This window comes from Aeromonas lusitana, from assembly GCF_002812985.1.
GTDB lineage: Bacteria > Pseudomonadota > Gammaproteobacteria > Enterobacterales > Aeromonadaceae > Aeromonas > Aeromonas lusitana.
Window position 1 is genome coordinate 219,593 of record NZ_PGCP01000003.1, and the last position, 18,289, is coordinate 237,881.

The 18,289-nt window shown below is 51.5% G+C and carries 14 protein-coding genes, 1 other RNA gene and 1 pseudogene; 4 read left to right on the top strand and 12 right to left on the bottom strand.

Features of this window, described 5'->3' with window-relative positions:
- Positions 1 to 247 precede the first annotated feature (247 nt).
- From CUC44_RS02560 to CUC44_RS20910, 3 genes are all read left to right on the top strand, one after another.
- Positions 248 to 1,141, top strand: coding sequence for a LysR family transcriptional regulator (locus tag CUC44_RS02560; RefSeq protein WP_100858433.1), 894 nt, complete (start codon positions 248 to 250; stop codon positions 1,139 to 1,141).
- Between the two features lie 1,151 nt (positions 1,142 to 2,292).
- On the top strand, positions 2,293 to 2,940 hold the full coding sequence (locus tag CUC44_RS20905) for a hypothetical protein (protein ID WP_157812736.1): 648 nt from the start codon (positions 2,293 to 2,295) through the stop codon (positions 2,938 to 2,940).
- A 270-nt stretch (positions 2,941 to 3,210) separates the two neighbouring features.
- The gene (locus CUC44_RS20910) at positions 3,211 to 3,576 is read left to right on the top strand and encodes a hypothetical protein (RefSeq protein WP_157812737.1); all 366 of its coding nucleotides are present in this window, start codon (positions 3,211 to 3,213) and stop codon (positions 3,574 to 3,576) included.
- Positions 3,577 to 3,802: 226 nt separating this feature from the next.
- Here CUC44_RS20910 and CUC44_RS02565 read toward each other — a convergent pair whose 3' ends face one another.
- The 4 genes from CUC44_RS02565 to CUC44_RS02580 form a co-directional block, all read right to left on the bottom strand.
- Entirely contained in the window at positions 3,803 to 5,875 is a 2,073-nt protein-coding gene (locus CUC44_RS02565) for a peptidase domain-containing ABC transporter (protein WP_100858434.1), read from the bottom strand.
- 5 nt (positions 5,876 to 5,880) lie between these two features.
- On the bottom strand, positions 5,881 to 7,113 hold the full coding sequence (locus CUC44_RS02570) for an HlyD family secretion protein (RefSeq protein ID WP_100858435.1): 1,233 nt from the start codon (positions 7,111 to 7,113) through the stop codon (positions 5,881 to 5,883).
- 312 nt (positions 7,114 to 7,425) lie between these two features.
- Positions 7,426 to 7,812: a hypothetical protein gene (locus CUC44_RS20915; RefSeq protein ID WP_157812738.1), complete on the bottom strand. Its 387-nt coding sequence runs from the start codon at positions 7,810 to 7,812 to the stop codon at positions 7,426 to 7,428.
- 457 nt (positions 7,813 to 8,269) lie between these two features.
- Positions 8,270 to 8,626, bottom strand: a complete 357-nt coding sequence (locus CUC44_RS02580) for a hypothetical protein (protein WP_208621014.1) — start codon at positions 8,624 to 8,626, stop codon at positions 8,270 to 8,272.
- A gap of 109 nt (positions 8,627 to 8,735) precedes the next feature.
- Between CUC44_RS02580 and CUC44_RS02585 the strand changes: the two are divergent.
- A pseudogene (locus CUC44_RS02585) lies at positions 8,736 to 9,744 on the top strand (IS5 family transposase).
- A 596-nt stretch (positions 9,745 to 10,340) separates the two neighbouring features.
- On the opposite strand, the gene ffs reads toward CUC44_RS02585, so the two are convergent.
- The 8 genes from ffs to CUC44_RS02625 all read right to left on the bottom strand — a co-directional run bounded on the left by ffs (position 10,341) and on the right by CUC44_RS02625 (position 18,220).
- Positions 10,341 to 10,437, bottom strand: an RNA gene (ffs, locus tag CUC44_RS02590) — signal recognition particle sRNA small type.
- A 101-nt stretch (positions 10,438 to 10,538) separates the two neighbouring features.
- On the bottom strand, positions 10,539 to 11,327 hold the full coding sequence (locus tag CUC44_RS02595) for a sulfite exporter TauE/SafE family protein (RefSeq protein ID WP_100858437.1): 789 nt from the start codon (positions 11,325 to 11,327) through the stop codon (positions 10,539 to 10,541).
- Positions 11,328 to 11,419: 92 nt separating this feature from the next.
- Positions 11,420 to 12,856, bottom strand: a complete 1,437-nt coding sequence (gene arcD, locus CUC44_RS02600; protein WP_100858438.1) for an arginine-ornithine antiporter — start codon at positions 12,854 to 12,856, stop codon at positions 11,420 to 11,422.
- A gap of 379 nt (positions 12,857 to 13,235) precedes the next feature.
- Positions 13,236 to 13,997, bottom strand: coding sequence for an SDR family oxidoreductase (locus tag CUC44_RS02605; RefSeq protein WP_100858439.1), 762 nt, complete (start codon positions 13,995 to 13,997; stop codon positions 13,236 to 13,238).
- Positions 13,998 to 14,080: 83 nt separating this feature from the next.
- Positions 14,081 to 14,989: a 3-hydroxyisobutyrate dehydrogenase gene (gene mmsB / locus CUC44_RS02610; protein ID WP_100858440.1), complete on the bottom strand. Its 909-nt coding sequence runs from the start codon at positions 14,987 to 14,989 to the stop codon at positions 14,081 to 14,083.
- 64 nt (positions 14,990 to 15,053) lie between these two features.
- On the bottom strand, positions 15,054 to 16,172 hold the full coding sequence (locus CUC44_RS02615) for an enoyl-CoA hydratase/isomerase family protein (protein WP_100858441.1): 1,119 nt from the start codon (positions 16,170 to 16,172) through the stop codon (positions 15,054 to 15,056).
- On the bottom strand, positions 16,165 to 16,971 hold the full coding sequence (locus CUC44_RS02620) for an enoyl-CoA hydratase (RefSeq protein WP_100858442.1): 807 nt from the start codon (positions 16,969 to 16,971) through the stop codon (positions 16,165 to 16,167). Before CUC44_RS02620 ends, CUC44_RS02615 begins: the two co-directional genes overlap by 8 nt.
- A gap of 91 nt (positions 16,972 to 17,062) precedes the next feature.
- The gene (locus CUC44_RS02625) at positions 17,063 to 18,220 is read right to left on the bottom strand and encodes an acyl-CoA dehydrogenase family protein (RefSeq protein ID WP_100858443.1); all 1,158 of its coding nucleotides are present in this window, start codon (positions 18,218 to 18,220) and stop codon (positions 17,063 to 17,065) included.
- Positions 18,221 to 18,289: the final 69 nt, after the last annotated feature.

The window sequence follows — 18,289 nt, forward strand, 5'->3', positions numbered from 1 at the left end:
TATCGTGCCGGGATGCCCCACCCATTATCCCCTCCCCTAAAGACGTTTTTCACGACTCAAGGCGCACCTATCTATCCGGTTTGGGATTGGGATGAAGGTATCGCCGCCAACCAGGATCCATCCCTTCTTCCTGGCATGGTTCCGCAAGAGACAATCCCTATGGCTCACCTTGCGAAACGGAATCTGGTGAATAAAATGGGGCGGAACGAAATTATAATTTACTAACAGTAAATTAATGGTGTGGGACATGAACAAGATCACGGCACTGAACGTCTTTCGCAGAGTGGTGGAGATGGGCACCTTCAAGGCAGCTGCGGACGATCTCTGCCTCTCTCAGGCGGCAGTGAGCAAGAACATCAATGAATTGGAAGAGTTTCTCGGTATCGCCTTGATCAACCGCACCACGCGGCGGATGAGTGTGACCGAATCCGGCATGGCGTATTACGGTCAGATCTGCAACGTACTGGATCAGCTTGCGGCCGCCGATCAATCCATCATGGCGTCGTCCTTCACCCCCAGGGGCAGGCTCAGGGTCAGCGTCCCCATGTCCTATGGGCTGATCAAGATCAACCCCCTGATATGCGAGTTCAAACGCCGCTACCCGGACATCAGCATAGAGGTGATCCTGAGCGACACCTATGTGGACATGGTCGATCAGGGGATCGATGTGGTCATTCGTGGGGGGAGCGCGCTGGACGACTCCACCCTGAGATCCAGACCCCTGTGCCAGATCCGGCGGATACTCTGCGCCTCACCGGACTACCTCGCCGGGGCAGGCAAGTTAACCCATCCGGAGGATCTGCAGGCTCATCATTGTCTGGTCTACAGCCTGTCATCGTCACCCCGCAAGTGGTTCTTTAGCCAGGGTGAACAGGGCGTCGTGGTGACATTGCGCTCGAGCAGTTATGCCGTCAACAATGGACTCGCACTGAAGCAGGCGGCGCTGCACGGACTCGGCGTGGTGCTGATCCCCGAGGAAATTGTCGCAACTGAGCTGGCGGCCGGAACCCTGATCCCGCTGATCCCCGAGTGGAAACCCGATACTCACTCCCTGTTTGCCGTCTACCCCTTTCATAAGGAGCAATCCCAGCAAGTACGGCTGTTTATCGACTTTATTGCTGGCTCTCTGCAGTCACAGTGATGTGCTCCACAGGTGATACCAATGGGGTGCATGGCCGACTTGCGGCAGTGCCAGATAGCTTGCGAAGAGAACGCGGGATCCAGGTTCAAGACTCCCGAGCTATCCACACAAAGTGGATGACCAAGAGGCCTGTAGTATCAAAGGGGGATGAGAGAAGGTAACTGATTGATGTCGTCTTACCCATAAGTTGACATAACGGACTACGACAAATCAGTCACTTATGGGAGAGTTGCTACCCATAATTTGACATAAAAATTACCCATAAGCTGACATAAAGTGGCATAGCTCCTCATGCCTTCCCCCGCAGTTTTGTAAATTTACGACAGTGTCAACATGACATTCATTCCTGCACACTAAGTATTCAGCAGTTTTGAAACACCATGCCTAAGGTTCACTTTTTTTTCGTAGCGTATTGTAAGCTCTATAAATATTTGCGAATGAACAGATTTAAATGAGAATATCCCACCACTGGTCGTTAATAGGTGTGGGCTGGCAATGGATGTTATCTACAGCAGTTTGGCTAGGCGCGTTGGGATCTGGCGTGTTGATGGAATTGGTACTCTCACTAGCAACCATCGCTTGGGAACCCGAGCAGCCGTACACTTTTCGGGTTTAACGGATACAGGACTAACTGACCCATATACGAGCAATTCTTTAAATGGAAACGTCCTAGCATTGCCTATTCACTCAGCTTCTATCTGCCTCTTTATTGCTGGCTCCGTTTGGAGGCGCGACAAACGAGTCCCAATTAAAGGTGATGAAGAAGTGCTCACTATCAATCTGGTAAAGCAGAAAGCAACGCCCTTGAACTATCGTGTTAACCCCGAGGAAACTGGATGGATTGATACTATCCTTCCTGAAAGCGGCTTCGCGCTCGGAGATACTCGGAGATAATCGTTCAGCCCTAGCCCCAACGTCATACGTACATGCCTCAGTAATAGATAATAATGAAATCCAAAGGTTAATAGTTCCTGCATCTGAACTACTGCGTTTTTCTGCAGGCATAACAACCAAAATTCTTTCTCATATATTACAAGGATAATTATATAAATATATTTGCTTAGATAAGAGCCATATACTTGGCGATTGTGTCACATTGCACGTAAAAAAGAACATTTCGAAAAATGAGGTTTTTATTTTAGCGAGAATAGTTGCGTCTTCCAGAATGGATAATAAATAACGAATTGTTTAGTGCGCATCAAAAACTCTCCATTATCAATAGCAACAATAATGTTTTAAGTGCAGCTCAAAGGGCACCATTATTAATAAAGATGCTATTCCCATTTGATGAACAGACTACATTAAAAGTCTCAGACAAAAAGATAAAAATTAGCAAGCCCAGCACAACACCGGATGTATGGGCATTTTTTTCAATGAAGGTACATTCATGCTCGCATCCTATTGGATTTTCAAAAATAGTGATAGATGGGGCTAATTATGCTACCCCCAGAAAAAGTGACAGAACCGGTCTCACACACATACCTCAATTCATTCCATTGAAAAATGATGAAAATTCCAACTATTTTGTGCTAGACGACTACCCTGCTGATCAACGCCTAAAACGGCAAGTAATACAACATCATGCAGATCGATTCCCTGAGCTCGATGCAGTTAATATTATACATGTAACATCAAACGAATCATCACTTGGAAATAGTAAGCAGACACCTTCAAGCATCCCTGTCACGGGGCATACTATGGAAGATGGGTCTTCATCAAAAGATGCTGAAGGAAAAATCGGGACAGATTTGTGCCATATAAAAATCCGATGTTCCCAGAGACTTTTCATTGTTCATTGATATGCTAAATTTACTGAGAGAAAAAACAAAATCGTTTAATTGGTCTATTCCAACAAGAAGTCTAAATAGTGGGTTCGTAAAAGATGGTGAATGCATCGCATTGTTCCCAAGTGGCCCAGGAAGATGCCGTTCTTGGCATAAAATTGAATTATTTGAAAATAATACAAGATCGGTCAGGTTATAGTTACCGAAATCTCTGTAGGAAATGGCAGCATTTATTTCTACTTTCTTGAAATGGAGTTAAAACCAACCGAACCGGGTCAATGTACAATGCTTCTTCATGATAAATCATTCTCAATAGTAGAGGATAAAACGATCAATGAGATTTTGTCTTTGACTTCAATACAAAATAGTTGGCTAAGTTCTAAAACTGTTTGGAAAAGGAGTGAAGACAGATTTGCTGCTAAAATTATTTTTTCTAAATTAGTATTGTATCGAATACCTCATCCAAAAGTTTATAAAGCCAGTGATACTATGCAGGATGGAAAAAAGAAAGAGCAAACAGTTGACGCAGAACGGACAATAGATACTGTTTTGTGGTTTGAATATATTAAGGAAAAAATTCATCGCCAGCGTCCCTTGGGACAAACATTGAGGAATGCATACAACGATCAACCTTATTTGAGTGCGGTGTAAAAACCACCAAACTATAAACCACCTGATAGCTTACTGTGACGCCCTGTGAACAGACAAACAGTGGATAATCTAGACTATCAGGTGGTAACAGCAGAGTATCTAATTATTTTTCACCACGTAACAAAATAGTCCGGATCGCCTTTCCGTTAGAGACCTGAACTACCCCCGCTGTCTTATGATTTAGACGCTTAGACAGAACGTATATTCAGCGCATGGGTCATCTGAGTTATGCCGATAAGTCAATGACCCTATCTGCTGATCTTATTGTTTCATCTCTATGAGCCACTAGAATCGTAGTGACGCCTGAGTTACAAATAACATCACTTATATTCTTTTCAGTTTCTTTATCTAAGTTGCTTGTCGCTTCATCAAAAAGAAAAACACTTGCATTTTTGTATAATGCCCTTGCTAGAATTATTCTTTGTTTTTGCCCACCAGAAAGGGGACAACCGATGTCACCAACAATAGTATTATAACCCATTGGTAGCGATGTTATCTTGGTATCAATACAAGCTTGCTTTGCTACCTTCACAACCTGAACAGTATTTGGGCTATCGTCCATGAATGCAATATTATCCATGATTGAGCCGCTAAAAATAAAATCATCCTGCATGACACATGAGAATAAATCTCTCAGAGTATCTTTATCTATGTCTTTTGTTGATACGCCTTGTATTAGAACCTCACCAGCTTGTGGGTAATAAAAACCCATAAGCAGTTTTATAACTGTAGATTTACCACATCCACTTGGTCCAGTAATGGCAACGACTTCTCCGCTATTAATATTGAAGCTAACATTATTCAATACCCATTCAGAGTCATCGGAATACCTAAAATATACATTAACGAATTCAATATAAATATTGGATTTGTCACAAGGTAAGGCTTTACAGATACCAGTTCTCTCTGGCTCTGTTGATACAATATCAGATAGTCTATCAATGTGTAATGATATCATCTTAAGTGATATAATGTTGTCAATTAAAGAACTCATACGTCCTGTGAATTGAGAACTATAAGACATAAAAGCCATGTACATACCAATTGACAATAAGCTATCAATAACTAGCGATGCTCCAACCCATAATGTCATTGACTGTGCAATGCCAAAAAACATTGTATTTATAAACTTGTATGCAATTGAAAATCTAGCCAATCTAACATCTATATTTGTCTGATTTATTAGAATGTTAAACCACGCAGACTCTCTCTCTAGAGTTTTCTTATAAGATTTTATCGACTGAATTCCCCTTAAGGTTTCTATAAAATAGCTATTTTCTTGCGCTGAAATAACAAGCTGCTCTTCTGTTATTTCCTTTAAATAGGAATACCAAGCCAATCTAAAAAAAGTGTACCCCACTAAAGAGCAAATTGATATTATAGCTAGCTTATAACTATACAATAACATTAACACTAGAGTACCAAGTGCCATAATTCCATCTAGCAATGACTCTATAAAGTAATTCGTTAGTGTTTGTTGTATCGATATCGAGCTACTAAATCTAGATGATATATCGCCTATTTGCCTTTTTTCAAAAAAATAAATAGGCAAAGATAATAAATGGTGAAATATATTTCTCATCCACGATAGATTCATTTTTACACTAAGAACCAATGCCGCCCATGAGCGGATGGATTGAATAATAACATTAATCGCTAGTATAGCTAATGATGATATTATTATAGTTAGAAGTAGCTCTCGATCTGAGTTTAGTAGCACACCATCAATAATGAACTGCATATATAATGGAGGGATTATTGATATAGCTTCTAAAAAAAATGAAAGAAATATTATTTGTATTAACGGAGATTTAATATCTGGGAGTTTTTCGAGGATATCTCTAAACGAAATTTTATTTTCTACTGATATTTCCTCAAAAGAAACTTTTTTAGTCAGCTCTAAAGCGACCCCTGTAAATGATTCACTGACCTTACTAAAGGGTACCTTTACTTTTCCTATCGCAGGATCATGCACTATGATATGTTTTTTTTTAACATCAGCTAGCACAACATAATGGTTCATATTCCAATGCAATATGCATGGCATCTTCAACTGGCCTAGTTCATGGAGATCCACGCGTAATGCTCTAGGTAATAGATATAGTTGGGAAGCCAAATCCATTAGATCGCGGAGCTTTGCTCCCATAGAGAATGAGTTAAACTGTTTCCTGATTGATGCTGTATTTATTTTATGGCCATGATAACTTGCAATCATAGCTATACATGCGAGACCACACTCTGACAGCTCTGACTGGAAAAATATTGGCAATTTATTTTTAGAGAAGAATTTTACATCCATATATATTATAGTTTTCCTGTTATTGTATAAAGCGGCTCAAGTATCCACTCAAACAACTTTCGTTTATCTAACATTACATCAGCTGTAAAAGTCATAGATGACCTGATTGGTTTTTTCTCCCCATATGCAGTGATATAATCGTTGTGAAATTTTATTTTGACGCTGTATAGCATCTCTTTGTTATTAAAGGCTTCAGGTATTTCATGAGGTAATAGAGCGGTGGTTGGCACAGAGTTGACAACAGCATCTATATGTCCAAACTTTTGATATGGAAACGCATCCATTCTTACTTTAACTTCACTCCCTTTTGTTATAAATCCAATCGCTTTACTTGGTATATAAAGAGCCCCCTCCATTACAGAGCTATCAGGTATTACAACTGCAAGCAATTGTGTGCGACTTATGTTCTTTCCTTCGAATGAATTTAGAGATCCCAGTATTCCATCGATAGGCGATAATACCTGAAATGAACGTTCTGAGTTCGCGTCAATAATATTCATTTTAAGTTGTGCACTATCTTTTTCTAGAGAAATCCTTTCATTTTCCATTTCAATTGGAAATGAGGAAAGATCTCCTTCAGCTTCAGTCAATGCTGATAATAGCTTCGCCTTTTGAAGGTGTATACCATTTAGCTTTATCTGTGCATCAATCCAGGTGGAACGAAGAGACTCATATTGGTTATGAGAGATAACCCTCATTTTTAATAAACGTTCGTGTTTTTTTAAATTTTCTGATGCTATATCGAATTGTAACTTATAAAGACGGGATGCTTCATCTGTGATGCTTATCTCTGAACGTAAATGAGATACCTCTTTGGATAATTTACTATAGTTCTCCATATATTTTTTGTCATGGAGCATGACCTGTCTTTGAGTATACGCATACTTACTTTCCATTAACTTTATAGCTTCTTTTCTGACGTTTATGTCTCCGTATTTTTTTTCATTTATTAAAGTTAGAATTACATCCCCTTTTTTGACATGTTGCCCTTCATTAACACGGATATCATCTATAGTACCATCACTTATACTATGTATTCTGATCACATCACCTTTAGGAATGGCAATGCCATTAACCTGGATTCGTCTAGTATAATCACAGTATATAAGGAGAAATAGAGTAATTAGCACTATAAATATGGATGCATATGATGCAATTTTAATAGATATTGGCAGGAGTATTATCGGCCTACCCTCAAATTTATTCTTGTAAGCAATAACGGCTTCTTCTCTAAACATACTCACATGGCTACTTTCAAATTTACTTAAGAAGAAAAAGGTGCGACAAAGTTTATTATCGCACCTATCAGACTTAATAATTCACATTACTTCTTAAAATCATCATATAAATTTAAAGCCAGAATCAAAATGAACATTGAGATATAAAACCATATCGGTGGGTTGAAGTATAAATCATCAGGTAGACTGCAAATATATAGAAACACCATCACAAGCGACGGCTTTACAAGCGACCTAATACAATACCGCAAACTTAACCTATTTAGCATTTTATTTCCTAATTGATGGGGAAGCAATTATTGCTATTATCAATTAATGGTTGCCGTTGTTTCTATTATTTTTACCACTGCTTCCCGATGAGGAACTAACTCCATGATTATTGCATTCGCTATATCCGGCCATTGCGCCCAAGACCCCGCCAGCAAGTATGGTACTAACCATTTTCGCTGGATGACCAATTGAGCCAGTAGCCCCCCCCATTAATCCATATCCGGCATCACGAACAACCGTGGACAAACAACTATCTCCGGATATCCAAGGGCCAGAGCCCTTATTACTATTTCCACCGTTACCACTGTTCCCACGGCCATGATTACCACTCCCTTCTGCTGGGGAGTTTCTTGCATCATTGCCTGATGATCCCTGAGCTTGCCATCCCCCAGCCACCATATCAACTTCAAGCGTATTAAGTTCTTTCATTATTAATTCCCTTTATGATTTAGAAAATTGTTAGATTTATATATTATCGCGTATAGCGCCGAGAATTATTACATTACATTTAATGTTAATAATGCTACAGATCAATTTTTATCACATATTCCGTGCTTAGTTAGGGCGTTGACACGAATAGCTTTTTATGCTGAAAAATATAAAGAAAGTAATGACATCGTTATCATTGCCCAGCAATGAATCGCCTCGGATTTGCCAGACACTCGATTGCTGAATTCCAGGATAGAAACGAAGGTCTACTCGAACGACTGTGACAGGCGCTGTTATCTCCACCTCTAGGCATACGAGACTGCTAACTGTCGCTCTTCTTCTAGAAGTGATTCACTCGTGAATGAAAGTAAGTTCTTATTCTACCTACAAGTAAAAAACCGCCAGTAGTGGCGGTTTCTTTTTATACAAGCCGAGATAGAGCTAAAAGCACATAGTGTTACTTCCGAGCCTGCAAGCGTGCAGCCTGTTCCCGAACCACTATTTGCTGTGCAATCAGAGCCTGGATCTGTGTGTAGAGCTGTGCATTCTCATTCTCGCGATCAGCAACAGTCACTACGAGCGCGTATGGTTCCTCGTCCAGAACGTCAGGATGATTCCACTCTCGATCCTGCCGAACTACCACTACGAACCATTTTTCATCAGGGTTGCGCTTTTTGAATGTCCAGCATGTGGATTGGACTGTGCCACGGCTTCGTTGCTGAGCAGAAATATTGCGGTTTGACGGAGCATCATCATTTCTGGTTTCAGTGTCAGCTTTGTTTGCTTGATTAAAGTGCCGTTGCACGTCATCCAAGGATGTCCCTTTCACCAAGCGGTAGCTAATCTGGGTGGCTAGGGAAGGTGCTAACAAGTTCCTGATATGAGATTATGTTGTCATATGGAGCCATGCAATAGGGTTCATCATGAGTCACCAACTCACCTTCGCCGACAGTGAATTCAGCAGTAAGCGCCGTCAGACCCGAAAAGAGATTTTCTTGTCCCGCATGGACCAATTGCTGCCGTGGCAAAACATGGCCAATGTCATCGAGCTGTTTTATCCCAAGGGCGGCAATGGCCGGCGGCCATATTCGTTAGAGACCATGCTGCGCATTCACTGCATGCAGCATTGGTACAACCTCAGCGACGGTGCCATGGAAGATGCCCTGTACGAGATTGCCTCCATGCGCCTGTTTGCCCGGTTATCCCTAGATAGCACCTTGCCGGACCGCACCACCATCATGAATTTCCGCCACCTGCTGGAGCAGCATCAACTGGCTCGCCAATTGTTCAAGACCATCAATCGCTGGCTGGCCGAAGCAGGCGTCATGATGACCCAAGGCACCTTGGTGGATGCTACCATCATTGAGGCTCCCAGCTCGATCAAGAACAAAGAACAAAGAACAAAGAACAAAGAACAAAGAACAGCAACGCGATCCGGAAATGCATCAGACAAAGAAAGGTAATCAGTGGCACTTTGGCATAAAGGCCCACATTGGTGTCGATGCCAAGAGTGGCCTGACCCACAGCCTGGTCACCACCGCAGCCAACGAGCATGATCTCAATCAGCTGGGTAATCTGCTGCATGGAGAGGAAGAATTTGTCTCAGCCGATGCTGGCTACCGAGGAGCGCCACAGCGTGAGGAGCTGGCCGAGGTGGATGTGGACTGGCTGATCGCCGAGCGTCCCGGCAAGGTAAAAACCTTGGAGCAACATCCGCGCAAGAACAAAACGGCCATCAACATCGAATACATGAAAGCCAGCATCCGGGCTAAGGTGGAACATCCGTTTCGCATCATCAAGCGGCAGTTCGGTTTTGTGAAAGCCAGATACAAGGGGTTGCTGAAAAACGATAACCAACTGGCGATGTTATTCACCTTAGCCAACCTATCTCGAGTGGACCAGATGATACGTCAGTGGGAGAGATCTCACTAAAAACTGGGAATAACGCCTGAAACGGCGAAGAAACGGTCTAAATAGGCTGGTTCGAGGTGTTTACGGGAGAAAAAATCGGTCTAAACACGCGAAATTTTAATCGGCGAGCCAGCTTGGGAAGAAATGACCCGCTTGTTCGCACCTTCCCTTGCTGTAATCGGCTGCGGGCTTATCACCTGCCTCCTTGATGAAGTAGGCAATGTAGCTCTTCTGGTTGCGCTGCTCAGTAGGCGCCCAAGACAGGGCCTTTTCCTTCTGGTAGCGGTCGCTCGTTATCGAGAGGGGGTCAGCCTTCTTCTTCGGGGCTGGGGGTGTAGCTGGTACGAGGGAATGTTGAGATGCAGGTGCAGCCCCACGGGAGCGGGAACAGGCGCGTAGCAGCGCCACCTTTTCGTAGGCCAGCTGCTTGTCGTGGGTGCATAGAGATTTCTTAATATCCTTGCGTCTACCACACGGGAGAATCGCTACCTTGCGGTAGTATCAAACATCAAGAGGGGAAAGCCAGAGGTTCATAGTGCACTCCTGCTATCCACATCAGGTGGATTACCAAGAGGCCAAAGAGAGGTAAGTTACTGAATCACAAACAAAAGTGGTGGCCCTACCAGCCACATCCCGGCACTCGAGTCCCCCACCTTGGCTGCTACCTTCCGGTCCTGACCAGGTCGACGGGTTATCAATGCGAGAGGACCAATAGGACCACCGGCGAGGAGAATAGGCAAACTGGCCGGTCAATGCAACGGCTTTCTGCCTGGAGCCGAATCGTTCGCCTGATTTTTCGGCAATTTTCCAATAAATCAGCTAAATAGCATGAATTTTGCGCCCACCACCAGCATCAACAGGGCGAAGGCCTGCTTGAGCCGCTGGGGAGAGAGACGATGGGCCAGCCGAGCGCCGATGCGGGCAAACTGGGTGCTGGTAAGAATGATGCCGAGCAGGGCCGGCAGGTAGACAAACCCCAAGCTCCACTCGGGCAAGTCGGCATGACCCCAGCCGGCGTAGAGGTAACTCAGGCTGCCCGCCAGCGCGATGGGGATGCTGCAGGCGGCGGACGCCGCCACGGCGTTGCGCATCGGTACGCTGTTCCAGGTCAGATAAGGCACCGTCATGGAGCCGCCCCCTATGCCAAACAGCGCCGACAACCAGCCGATGACGGTCCCCGCGATGCCGGTGCCGACGGGGCCCGGCAGGTGACGCTCCGCCTTGGGCCTGAGGTTCAGTCCCATCTGCACCGCCATGGTCCAGGCGAAGCAGCCGATGATGATGTTGAGGGTGCTGGCGCTCAGCAGATTCGCGGTCATGCCGCCGAGCCAGGCGCCAATGAGCATGCCCGCCCCCAGCCTGCGGATCAGGGTCCAGTCCACGGCGCCGGCTTCACGGTGCGCCCGCAATGAGCTTATCCCGGTGAAGATCATGGTGGGCAAGGAGGTACCCAGTGCCAGGTGCGTGACGATCTCGGGCGGCACCCCCTGGGCATGGAAGCTCAGCACCAGTACCGGCACTATGATGAGGCCGCCCCCGATCCCGAACAGCCCGGCCAGTATGCCCGCGAAGGCCCCCAACAGCAGATACCCCAAAAACAGCATAAAAATTCCTTCCCGATCGGTGCGGCAGCGTTTTTATCTTATTGCGCGCATAAAAAAAGAGATGGCCCCAGGCCATCTCTTCATTGTGCCGATTAATGCAAGGGAATGGTACCGTCCATCACCTTGTAGAAGGCCAGCACGGCGCAACCGAGCAGGGCCGCCGTCATCCCCTGCTCCAGCCGGTTGAGGCGACGCAGGCCATGGTGCTGGCGCGCCTTCCAGTAGATGAAGATGCCTGGGCTGTAGAGCAGCGCCACCAGCAGCAGGTATTCCACCCCGGCGGCATAGACCAGCCAGCAGCCGTAGACGGTGGCCACCAGCGCCAACAGCAAGTCACGCTTGCGCTGATGGGGCTGGTTCTCGTAGGTCTGTCCTTGCAGCGCCAGCTTGAGGCCATAGGCGCCGGAGAAGACGTAAGGCACCAGGGCCGCCGAGGTGGCGATATTGACCAGCGCCAGGTAGGTGCTGTTCTGGAAGTAGATGATGATGAGGAAGACCTGCACCAGGCAGGTGGAGCACCAGAGCGACACCTGGGGGGAGCCGTTCTTGTTCTCCTTGGCAAACCAGGCCGGGAAGACCCCGGTCTTGCCGGCGATGTAGGGCACCTCGGCCGCCAGCACAGTCCAGCTGAGCAGGGCCCCCATCACGGAGATCACCAGGCCGATGTTGATGAGCCAGGCGCCCCAGGGACCGACCACGGCTTCGAGGATCATGGCGGTGGACGGGTTCTTGAGGGCAGCCAGCTGCGGCTGGTTCATGACGCCAAGGGAGAACAGGGTCACCATGACGTAGAGCGCCAGGGCGCCGAGCAGCGCCAGCACGGTGGCGCGGCCCACATCCTTGCGATGACGGGCACGGGCGGAGACCACCACGGCCCCCTCGATACCGATGAAGACCCAGAGCGTCACCTTCATGGTGGACTTGACCTGATCCATCACTGAGCCCAGCTCACCGTTGCCCTGTCCCCAGAAGTCCAGGGTGAAGGTCTGCATGTTGAAGGCCAGCAGGATGGCGACGCAGAACACGATGAGCGGCACCATCTTGGCGATGGTGGTGACAATATTCACCAGGGCCGCGACCTGGATCCCGCGCAGCACCAGGGCGTGTACCGACCAGATGAGCAGGGACGCCAATGTGATGGCCACCGGGGTGTTACCGTCGCCGAAGATGACGTTGTCCGGGGTATCGAAGAAGTAGCTCAGGGCACTGAACACCACGATGGCGTAGGAGACGTTGGCCAGCAGCTGGCAGAGCCAGTAGCCCCAGGCCGCATTGAAGCCAACGAAGTCACCGAAACCGGCCTTGGCGTAACTGAAGATACCGCCATCGAGATCCGGGCGGCGCATGGAGAGGTTCTGATAGACCAGGGCCAGGCAGATCATGCCGATCCCCGTGATGGCCCACCCCAGGGCGACGGCCCCGGCGCTGGCGTGTGCAGCAATATTTTGTGGCAGACTGAAGACCCCGGCGCCGACCATGGAGCCGATCACCAGCGAGATGAGGGCGCCGAGCCCTAGTTTCTTGTCCATCTCAATCCTGTTTGATTAGGCGGCTGCAGAGCATCCGTATTCATGCTGCGCGCGACATGGGAGGGGCGAAAAATCCGTACCCCGTGAAAAAGGCGGCAACTATATTGCATGACTATTCCGACCGCAATCCTTCATAGCACCAATCATGCACCGTCTTGACCGCGCGCAATTCTACAGCACTCACTCATGACGCCTGTGAGCTGCTTCAAATTAAGAAAGACCCGTTGATATTTCACATTTTTCCATGACTTGATCCCCCTTTTGCAAAAAAGGGCTGCATGGCTATTCAGGCTGTCAAAAGCGGATTCGTTAGCAGCCAGTCACCGGACCACTAACAAAAACGCCCCGTGAGGGGGCGTGTTTGCATGTAAGGAAATCGCTAGAGCCGCAAGCCGCCATCGAGATCGATGATCCGCCCGGACAGGTAGTCGTTGGCGAGGATGAACTGCACCGTCTGGGCCAACTGAGCCCCCTGCCCCAGGGTGCCGACCGGGATGGCCTGCTGCATCCGCGCCATGGCCTCGGGTTTCATCGCCGCCGTCATGTCGGTGGCGAACACACCTGGCGCTATGCCCATCACCCGGATCTGGTGGCGGGCCAGCTCCCGCGCCCAGGTCACCACCAAAGAGGCGACCCCGGCCTTGCTGGCGGCATAGTTGCTCTGGCCTATATTGCCGGCGCGGGCGATGGAGGAGATGTTGATGATGACGCCCCCCTGCCCGCCCAGGGCCATCAGGGCAGCCCCCTCGCGCCCGCACAGGAAGGTGCCGGTGAGGTTGACGTCGATGACGGATTGCCACTGGGCCAGGCTCAGCTTCTCCTGAAGTTCCCCCTCTTTTACCTTGATCAGCATGCCGTCCCGCAGGATCCCGGCGCAGTTGATGAGACCGTGCAGAGTGCCAAACTGCTCCTTGATGGCGGCGAAGGTGGCCTCCACCTCGGATTCAACCGCCACGTTGCAGACGAACAGGGCGCAGCGCCCGTCCCGGCTACGCAGCTCGGCCTCGGTCACCTCCAGATCCGTGCGATTGACGTCGATAAGCGCCAGCACGGCCCCCTGGCTCGCAAGGCTCAGGGCGATGGCGCGGCCGAGCCCGCGTCCGGCCCCGGTGATGGCAATGACTCTGTTATGAATGTCCATAAAGGCTCCTGATGAGATGGCCGCTGACTGTCGAGCAAAAAATGTCGAGTAAAAAACTATCGGGTAAACGCGGATAGCGGCGCTCAACCCGGCGCTGTCTTGTCCCGATAGAGCTCGAGGATGCTGGAGAAATCCTTGGCTCCCTGCCCCTGACTCGCGTGCAAGTTGAACAGGTTGCGGGCCAGGGCCCCCATGGGCACGGCGCTGTGGGCATGCTCGGCGAGTCCCATGGCCAGCCCTAGGTCTTTCACCATCAAGCGGGTCATGAAGCCCCCCTGATAGCCCCGCGATGCCGGCACGTTCTCCATTACCCCGGGCCAGGGGTTGTAGCGCTCAAGACTCCAGTTGTTGCCAGAGCTCTTGCCCATGATGGTGGAGAGCACGCTCGGATCCAGCCCCTCCTTCACCCCGAGGGCCAGCGCCTCGGCGGTGCCCGCCATCTGGATGGCGAGCAGCATGTTGTTGCACATCTTGGCTATCTGACCCGCACCCAAGGCCCCTGCGTGGAACAGGTTTTGCCCCATGTGAGCCAGGATAGGCTTGGCGGCCTCGAAGTCGGTACTCTCGCCACCGACGATAAAAGTGAGGGTCCCCGCCGCGGCCCCGGCCACGCCTCCCGAGACGGGGGCATCGATGAAACGAATGCCACGCCCCTTCGCCGCCACGCCCACCTGACGGGCCGAGGCCACGTCTATGGTGGAGCAATCGATCACCAGGGCGCCCACTGACAATGCCCCCAGCAGATCCTGGCCGCCCCCCTCCGCCAGCCAGAGCCCGCGCACGTACTCCCCTGCCGGCAACATGCTGATGGCCACATCGCAGCCACTCACCGCCTCGCGGGCATCGTCGGCGGCGATGCAACCGGCCGCAATCGCCTTCTCCACACTCTCTGGCATCAGATCGAACACCCGTACCGAGTGTCCTGCCTTCGCCAGATTGGCGGCCATGGGCCCCCCCATGTTGCCAAGACCGATGAATCCAATCCTTGTCATGCTTTGCTCCTTGCCTGTTTCCTGTACGGCGGCCAGGCCACTGCAGCCGGGCCACCTCGATGACTCACCCTCTGAGAGGGTCGCTGACCAAGGGATTCACTCCTTCTGGCCAGCGGTAGAATGCGTCCAGCCAGGCTTCCCCCTGGGGCGGCGTCTGCCAGCGAGGGGACTTGTCCTTGTCAATCAGCAGCGCCCTCACCCCTTCCACGAAGTCTCCCTTGAGCACGCAGTTGACCGACAGTGCCAGTTCGTCGGCAAACACCTCGGCCAGGGACTGACGGCGCGCCTGCCAGTACTGGCGCCAGAAGATGGCGCGGCTGATGGGGCTGCCAGTTTGGCAAGTCTCCCGGGCCCGGGCCAGGCTCGCCTCCTGCTCTGACCCAAGACTCGCCTCCCCCAGGCTCGCCAAGACCCCCTCCAAACTGCGCCCCGCCAGCAGAGCATCGATCCTGACCTGATGAGGCAAGAGCACGGGGGCCGGAGTATCGGCAGAAACCGCTGCCTGCAAGTGCCTGAGCAGTTGATCTATCTGTTGAATGGGTTCTTGTGACCAGTTGATCCCGGCGAGTCGGGGCAACAGTTCGGCCCGCTCATGGCTCGCCATCAGGTGATCCGCGAGCCCCAGGCCAAGAGCATCCGCTCCGTTGAAACGGGCACCTGTGAGGCCGAGCCAGAGCCCGAGCCGACCCGGCATACGGCTTAAAAACCAGCTGGCCCCCACGTCCGGGTAGAGGCCTATGGTCACCTCCGGCATGGCGAACAGGCTCTTCTCGGTCACCACCCGGAACCCGGCACCGGCGAAGAGGCCGATGCCACCGCCCATGCTGATGCCATCCGCCACGCAGATGAGGGGCTTGGTATAGCGATGGATCTGGTGATCGAGCCGATATTCCTGCTCGAAGAAGTCGCGAGCATAGCCAAACAGCGCCTGCTTGCTCTCCTCCTGCCGGCGGTAATAGAAGGAGCGAATGTCGCCGCCGGCGCAAAATGCCTTCTCGCCGGCGCCTTGCAGCAGCACACAAACCACGGCGGGCTCCTGCTCCCACTGGGTGAGGGTGCGCCGCAGGATGGCGATCATCGGCAGACTCAGGGCATTGAGGGAGGTGGGGCTGTCGAGGGTCAGCACCCCTATCTGACGGCCGTCCCTGGTGGGGTAAAGGGCCTGGGTAACCGGCTCACTCATTTCCGGTCTCCCCTTTTTTGGACGGGGCACCATAGTGCCAGCTCGGCTGCCGCTTCTCGAGGAAGGCGGCAACCCCTTCGCGCTGGTTGGGATCACCGAACAGGTCGAGGAACAGGCGCCGCTCAAGGGGCAGCGCCGCATCCCGTGGGCCGCTGCGGCCCTGGTTTATCAATGTCTTGCAGACTCGCAGCGCGCTCGGGCTCTGGCGCACGACTCGCTGCGCCATCTGCTGCGCCGCCGCCCAGGCGTGTCCCTCGGTCACCACCTCTTCCACCAGCCCCATCTCGTAGGCCCGGCTGGCGCTCATCTTCTCGCCGCACAGGATCATGCGCTTGGCCCAACCCGGCCCCACCAGCTCGGTGAGGCGCTGGGTGCCACCGGCGCACGGCAGCAGACCCACAGAGGCCTCCGGCAGGCCGAGGGTAGCCTGCTGCTCGGCGATGCGGATGTCGCAAGCCAGCGCCACTTCCAGCCCGCCCCCCATGGCATAGCCATTGATGGCGGCTATGCTGACGCCGTGGAAATTGGCCAACGCCTCGAAGGCATGACCGAAGGCCTCGGCCACCGCGCGTGCATGCTCCAGGCTGCCATCGGCGAACATCTTGAGATCGGCGCCGGCGCAGAAGAATTTCTCCCCTGCCCCGCGGATCACCAGGGCCACCACGTCGGGGCGGCTATCCAGCTCCACCATCATCTGCAAGAAGGCCTGCAGGCTGGCGAGGGTCCAGGTGTTGGCAGGCGGGTGATCGAGGGTGATGTAGGCCACGTGGCCGTGATATTCGAGCCTGATCCTTGTCATTGCATCGTCCTTGTGAATAAACCTGCCCATGATGACAGGGTTGAATGGAGCCTAACTTCGGCTGGCTCACAAAGCCTGATCCCTGTGCGCGTTATTCCAGCGCAAGGCCGGGATCCGCCAGCAGACGGCGGGCGATGATCAGCCGCATAACTTCGTTGGTGCCCTCCAAGATGCGATGTACCCGGGTGTCGCGCAGGTAGCGCTCGAGCGGGTATTCGCGGATATAACCATAGCCGCCAAAGAGTTGCAGAGCCTCGTCGCAGACGCGATAACCCGTGTCGGTGGCCAGACGCTTGGCCATGGCGCACCAGGCGCTCTTGTCCGGGCTGCCCCTGTCCAGCTTGTCGGCGGCCTGGCGCACCAGCAGTCTCGCGGCGGCGAGCTCGGTGGCCATGTCGGCGAGACGAAACTGCACGCTCTGAAATTCCGCGATGGGGCAACCAAACTGCTGGCGCTGCTGTACATGGGCCAGGGCATCGTTCAGCGCCTGCTGGGCCGTGCCCACCGAGCAGCTGGCGATGTTGATGCGCCCGCCATCCAGGGCCTGCATGGCGAACTTGAAGCCCTCACCCTCCTCACCGAGCCGGTAACGGGCGGGAATACGCACGGCGCTGAAATTCACCTCCCGGGTCGGCTGGCTGTTCCAGCCCATCTTCTCCTCGGCCTTGCCATAGCTCACCCCGGCCGTTTCGGCGGGCACCATAAAGGCGGAAATCCCTTTTGCCCCCTCGCCGCCGGTGCGAGCCATCACCACCAGCACCTGGGTGCTGCCCGCCCCCGAGATGAACACCTTGCTGCCGTCGATGAGGTAATCCTCTCCCTCTCGCACGGCGCGGGTCTTGAGGGCCGCCGCATCGGAGCCTGCGCCGGGCTCGGTGAGGCAGTAAGAGCCCAGCAGCTCGCCGCTGGCGAGGCGCGGCACCCATTCTCTCGCGACCTCCTCCGGCAGCCAGGAGCCCAGCATCCAGCTCACCATGTTGTGGATGGTGAGATAAGCCGTGGTGGAGGTGCAGCCCATAGAGAGGCGCTCGAAGATAAGACTCGCATCGAGCCGTGGCAGAGCCAGCCCACCGTATTGCTCCGGGGTATAGAGGCCACAGAAACCCAGCTCCGCCGCCTGCTTGATGGTAGCGACGGGGAACTCGTGCTCCCTGTCCCAGCGGGCGGCATGGGGTTTGAGCGCCTCATCGGCGAAGGCACTGGCGGCCTCCACATAGGCCAGCTGATCCGAGGTCAACGTAAAATCCATCTTGTTCGCTTCCTTGTTATCTCAATCGTTCAGTCTGATGGCCACCTTGATGACCCCAGGGAGGCACGC

What these genes read in the sequence shown, in the direction of transcription:
- CUC44_RS02560 (WP_100858433.1), top strand. Translation starts at nt 248, where the DNA reads ATGAACAAGATCACGGCACTGAACGTCTTTCGCAGAGTGGTGGAGATG.
- CUC44_RS02620 (WP_100858442.1), bottom strand. Translation starts at nt 16,971, where the DNA reads ATGACAAGGATCAGGCTCGAATATCACGGCCACGTGGCCTACATCACC.
- CUC44_RS02615 (WP_100858441.1), bottom strand. Translation starts at nt 16,172, where the DNA reads ATGAGTGAGCCGGTTACCCAGGCCCTTTACCCCACCAGGGACGGCCGT.
- arcD (WP_100858438.1), bottom strand. Translation starts at nt 12,856, where the DNA reads ATGGACAAGAAACTAGGGCTCGGCGCCCTCATCTCGCTGGTGATCGGC.
- CUC44_RS02625 (WP_100858443.1), bottom strand. Translation starts at nt 18,220, where the DNA reads ATGGATTTTACGTTGACCTCGGATCAGCTGGCCTATGTGGAGGCCGCC.
- CUC44_RS02570 (WP_100858435.1), bottom strand. Translation starts at nt 7,113, where the DNA reads ATGTTTAGAGAAGAAGCCGTTATTGCTTACAAGAATAAATTTGAGGGT.
- mmsB (WP_100858440.1), bottom strand. Translation starts at nt 14,989, where the DNA reads ATGACAAGGATTGGATTCATCGGTCTTGGCAACATGGGGGGGCCCATG.
- CUC44_RS02595 (WP_100858437.1), bottom strand. Translation starts at nt 11,327, where the DNA reads ATGCTGTTTTTGGGGTATCTGCTGTTGGGGGCCTTCGCGGGCATACTG.
- CUC44_RS20915 (WP_157812738.1), bottom strand. Translation starts at nt 7,812, where the DNA reads ATGAAAGAACTTAATACGCTTGAAGTTGATATGGTGGCTGGGGGATGG.
- CUC44_RS02605 (WP_100858439.1), bottom strand. Translation starts at nt 13,997, where the DNA reads ATGGACATTCATAACAGAGTCATTGCCATCACCGGGGCCGGACGCGGG.
- CUC44_RS02565 (WP_100858434.1), bottom strand. Translation starts at nt 5,875, where the DNA reads ATGGATGTAAAATTCTTCTCTAAAAATAAATTGCCAATATTTTTCCAG.
- CUC44_RS20910 (WP_157812737.1), top strand. Translation starts at nt 3,211, where the DNA reads ATGCTTCTTCATGATAAATCATTCTCAATAGTAGAGGATAAAACGATC.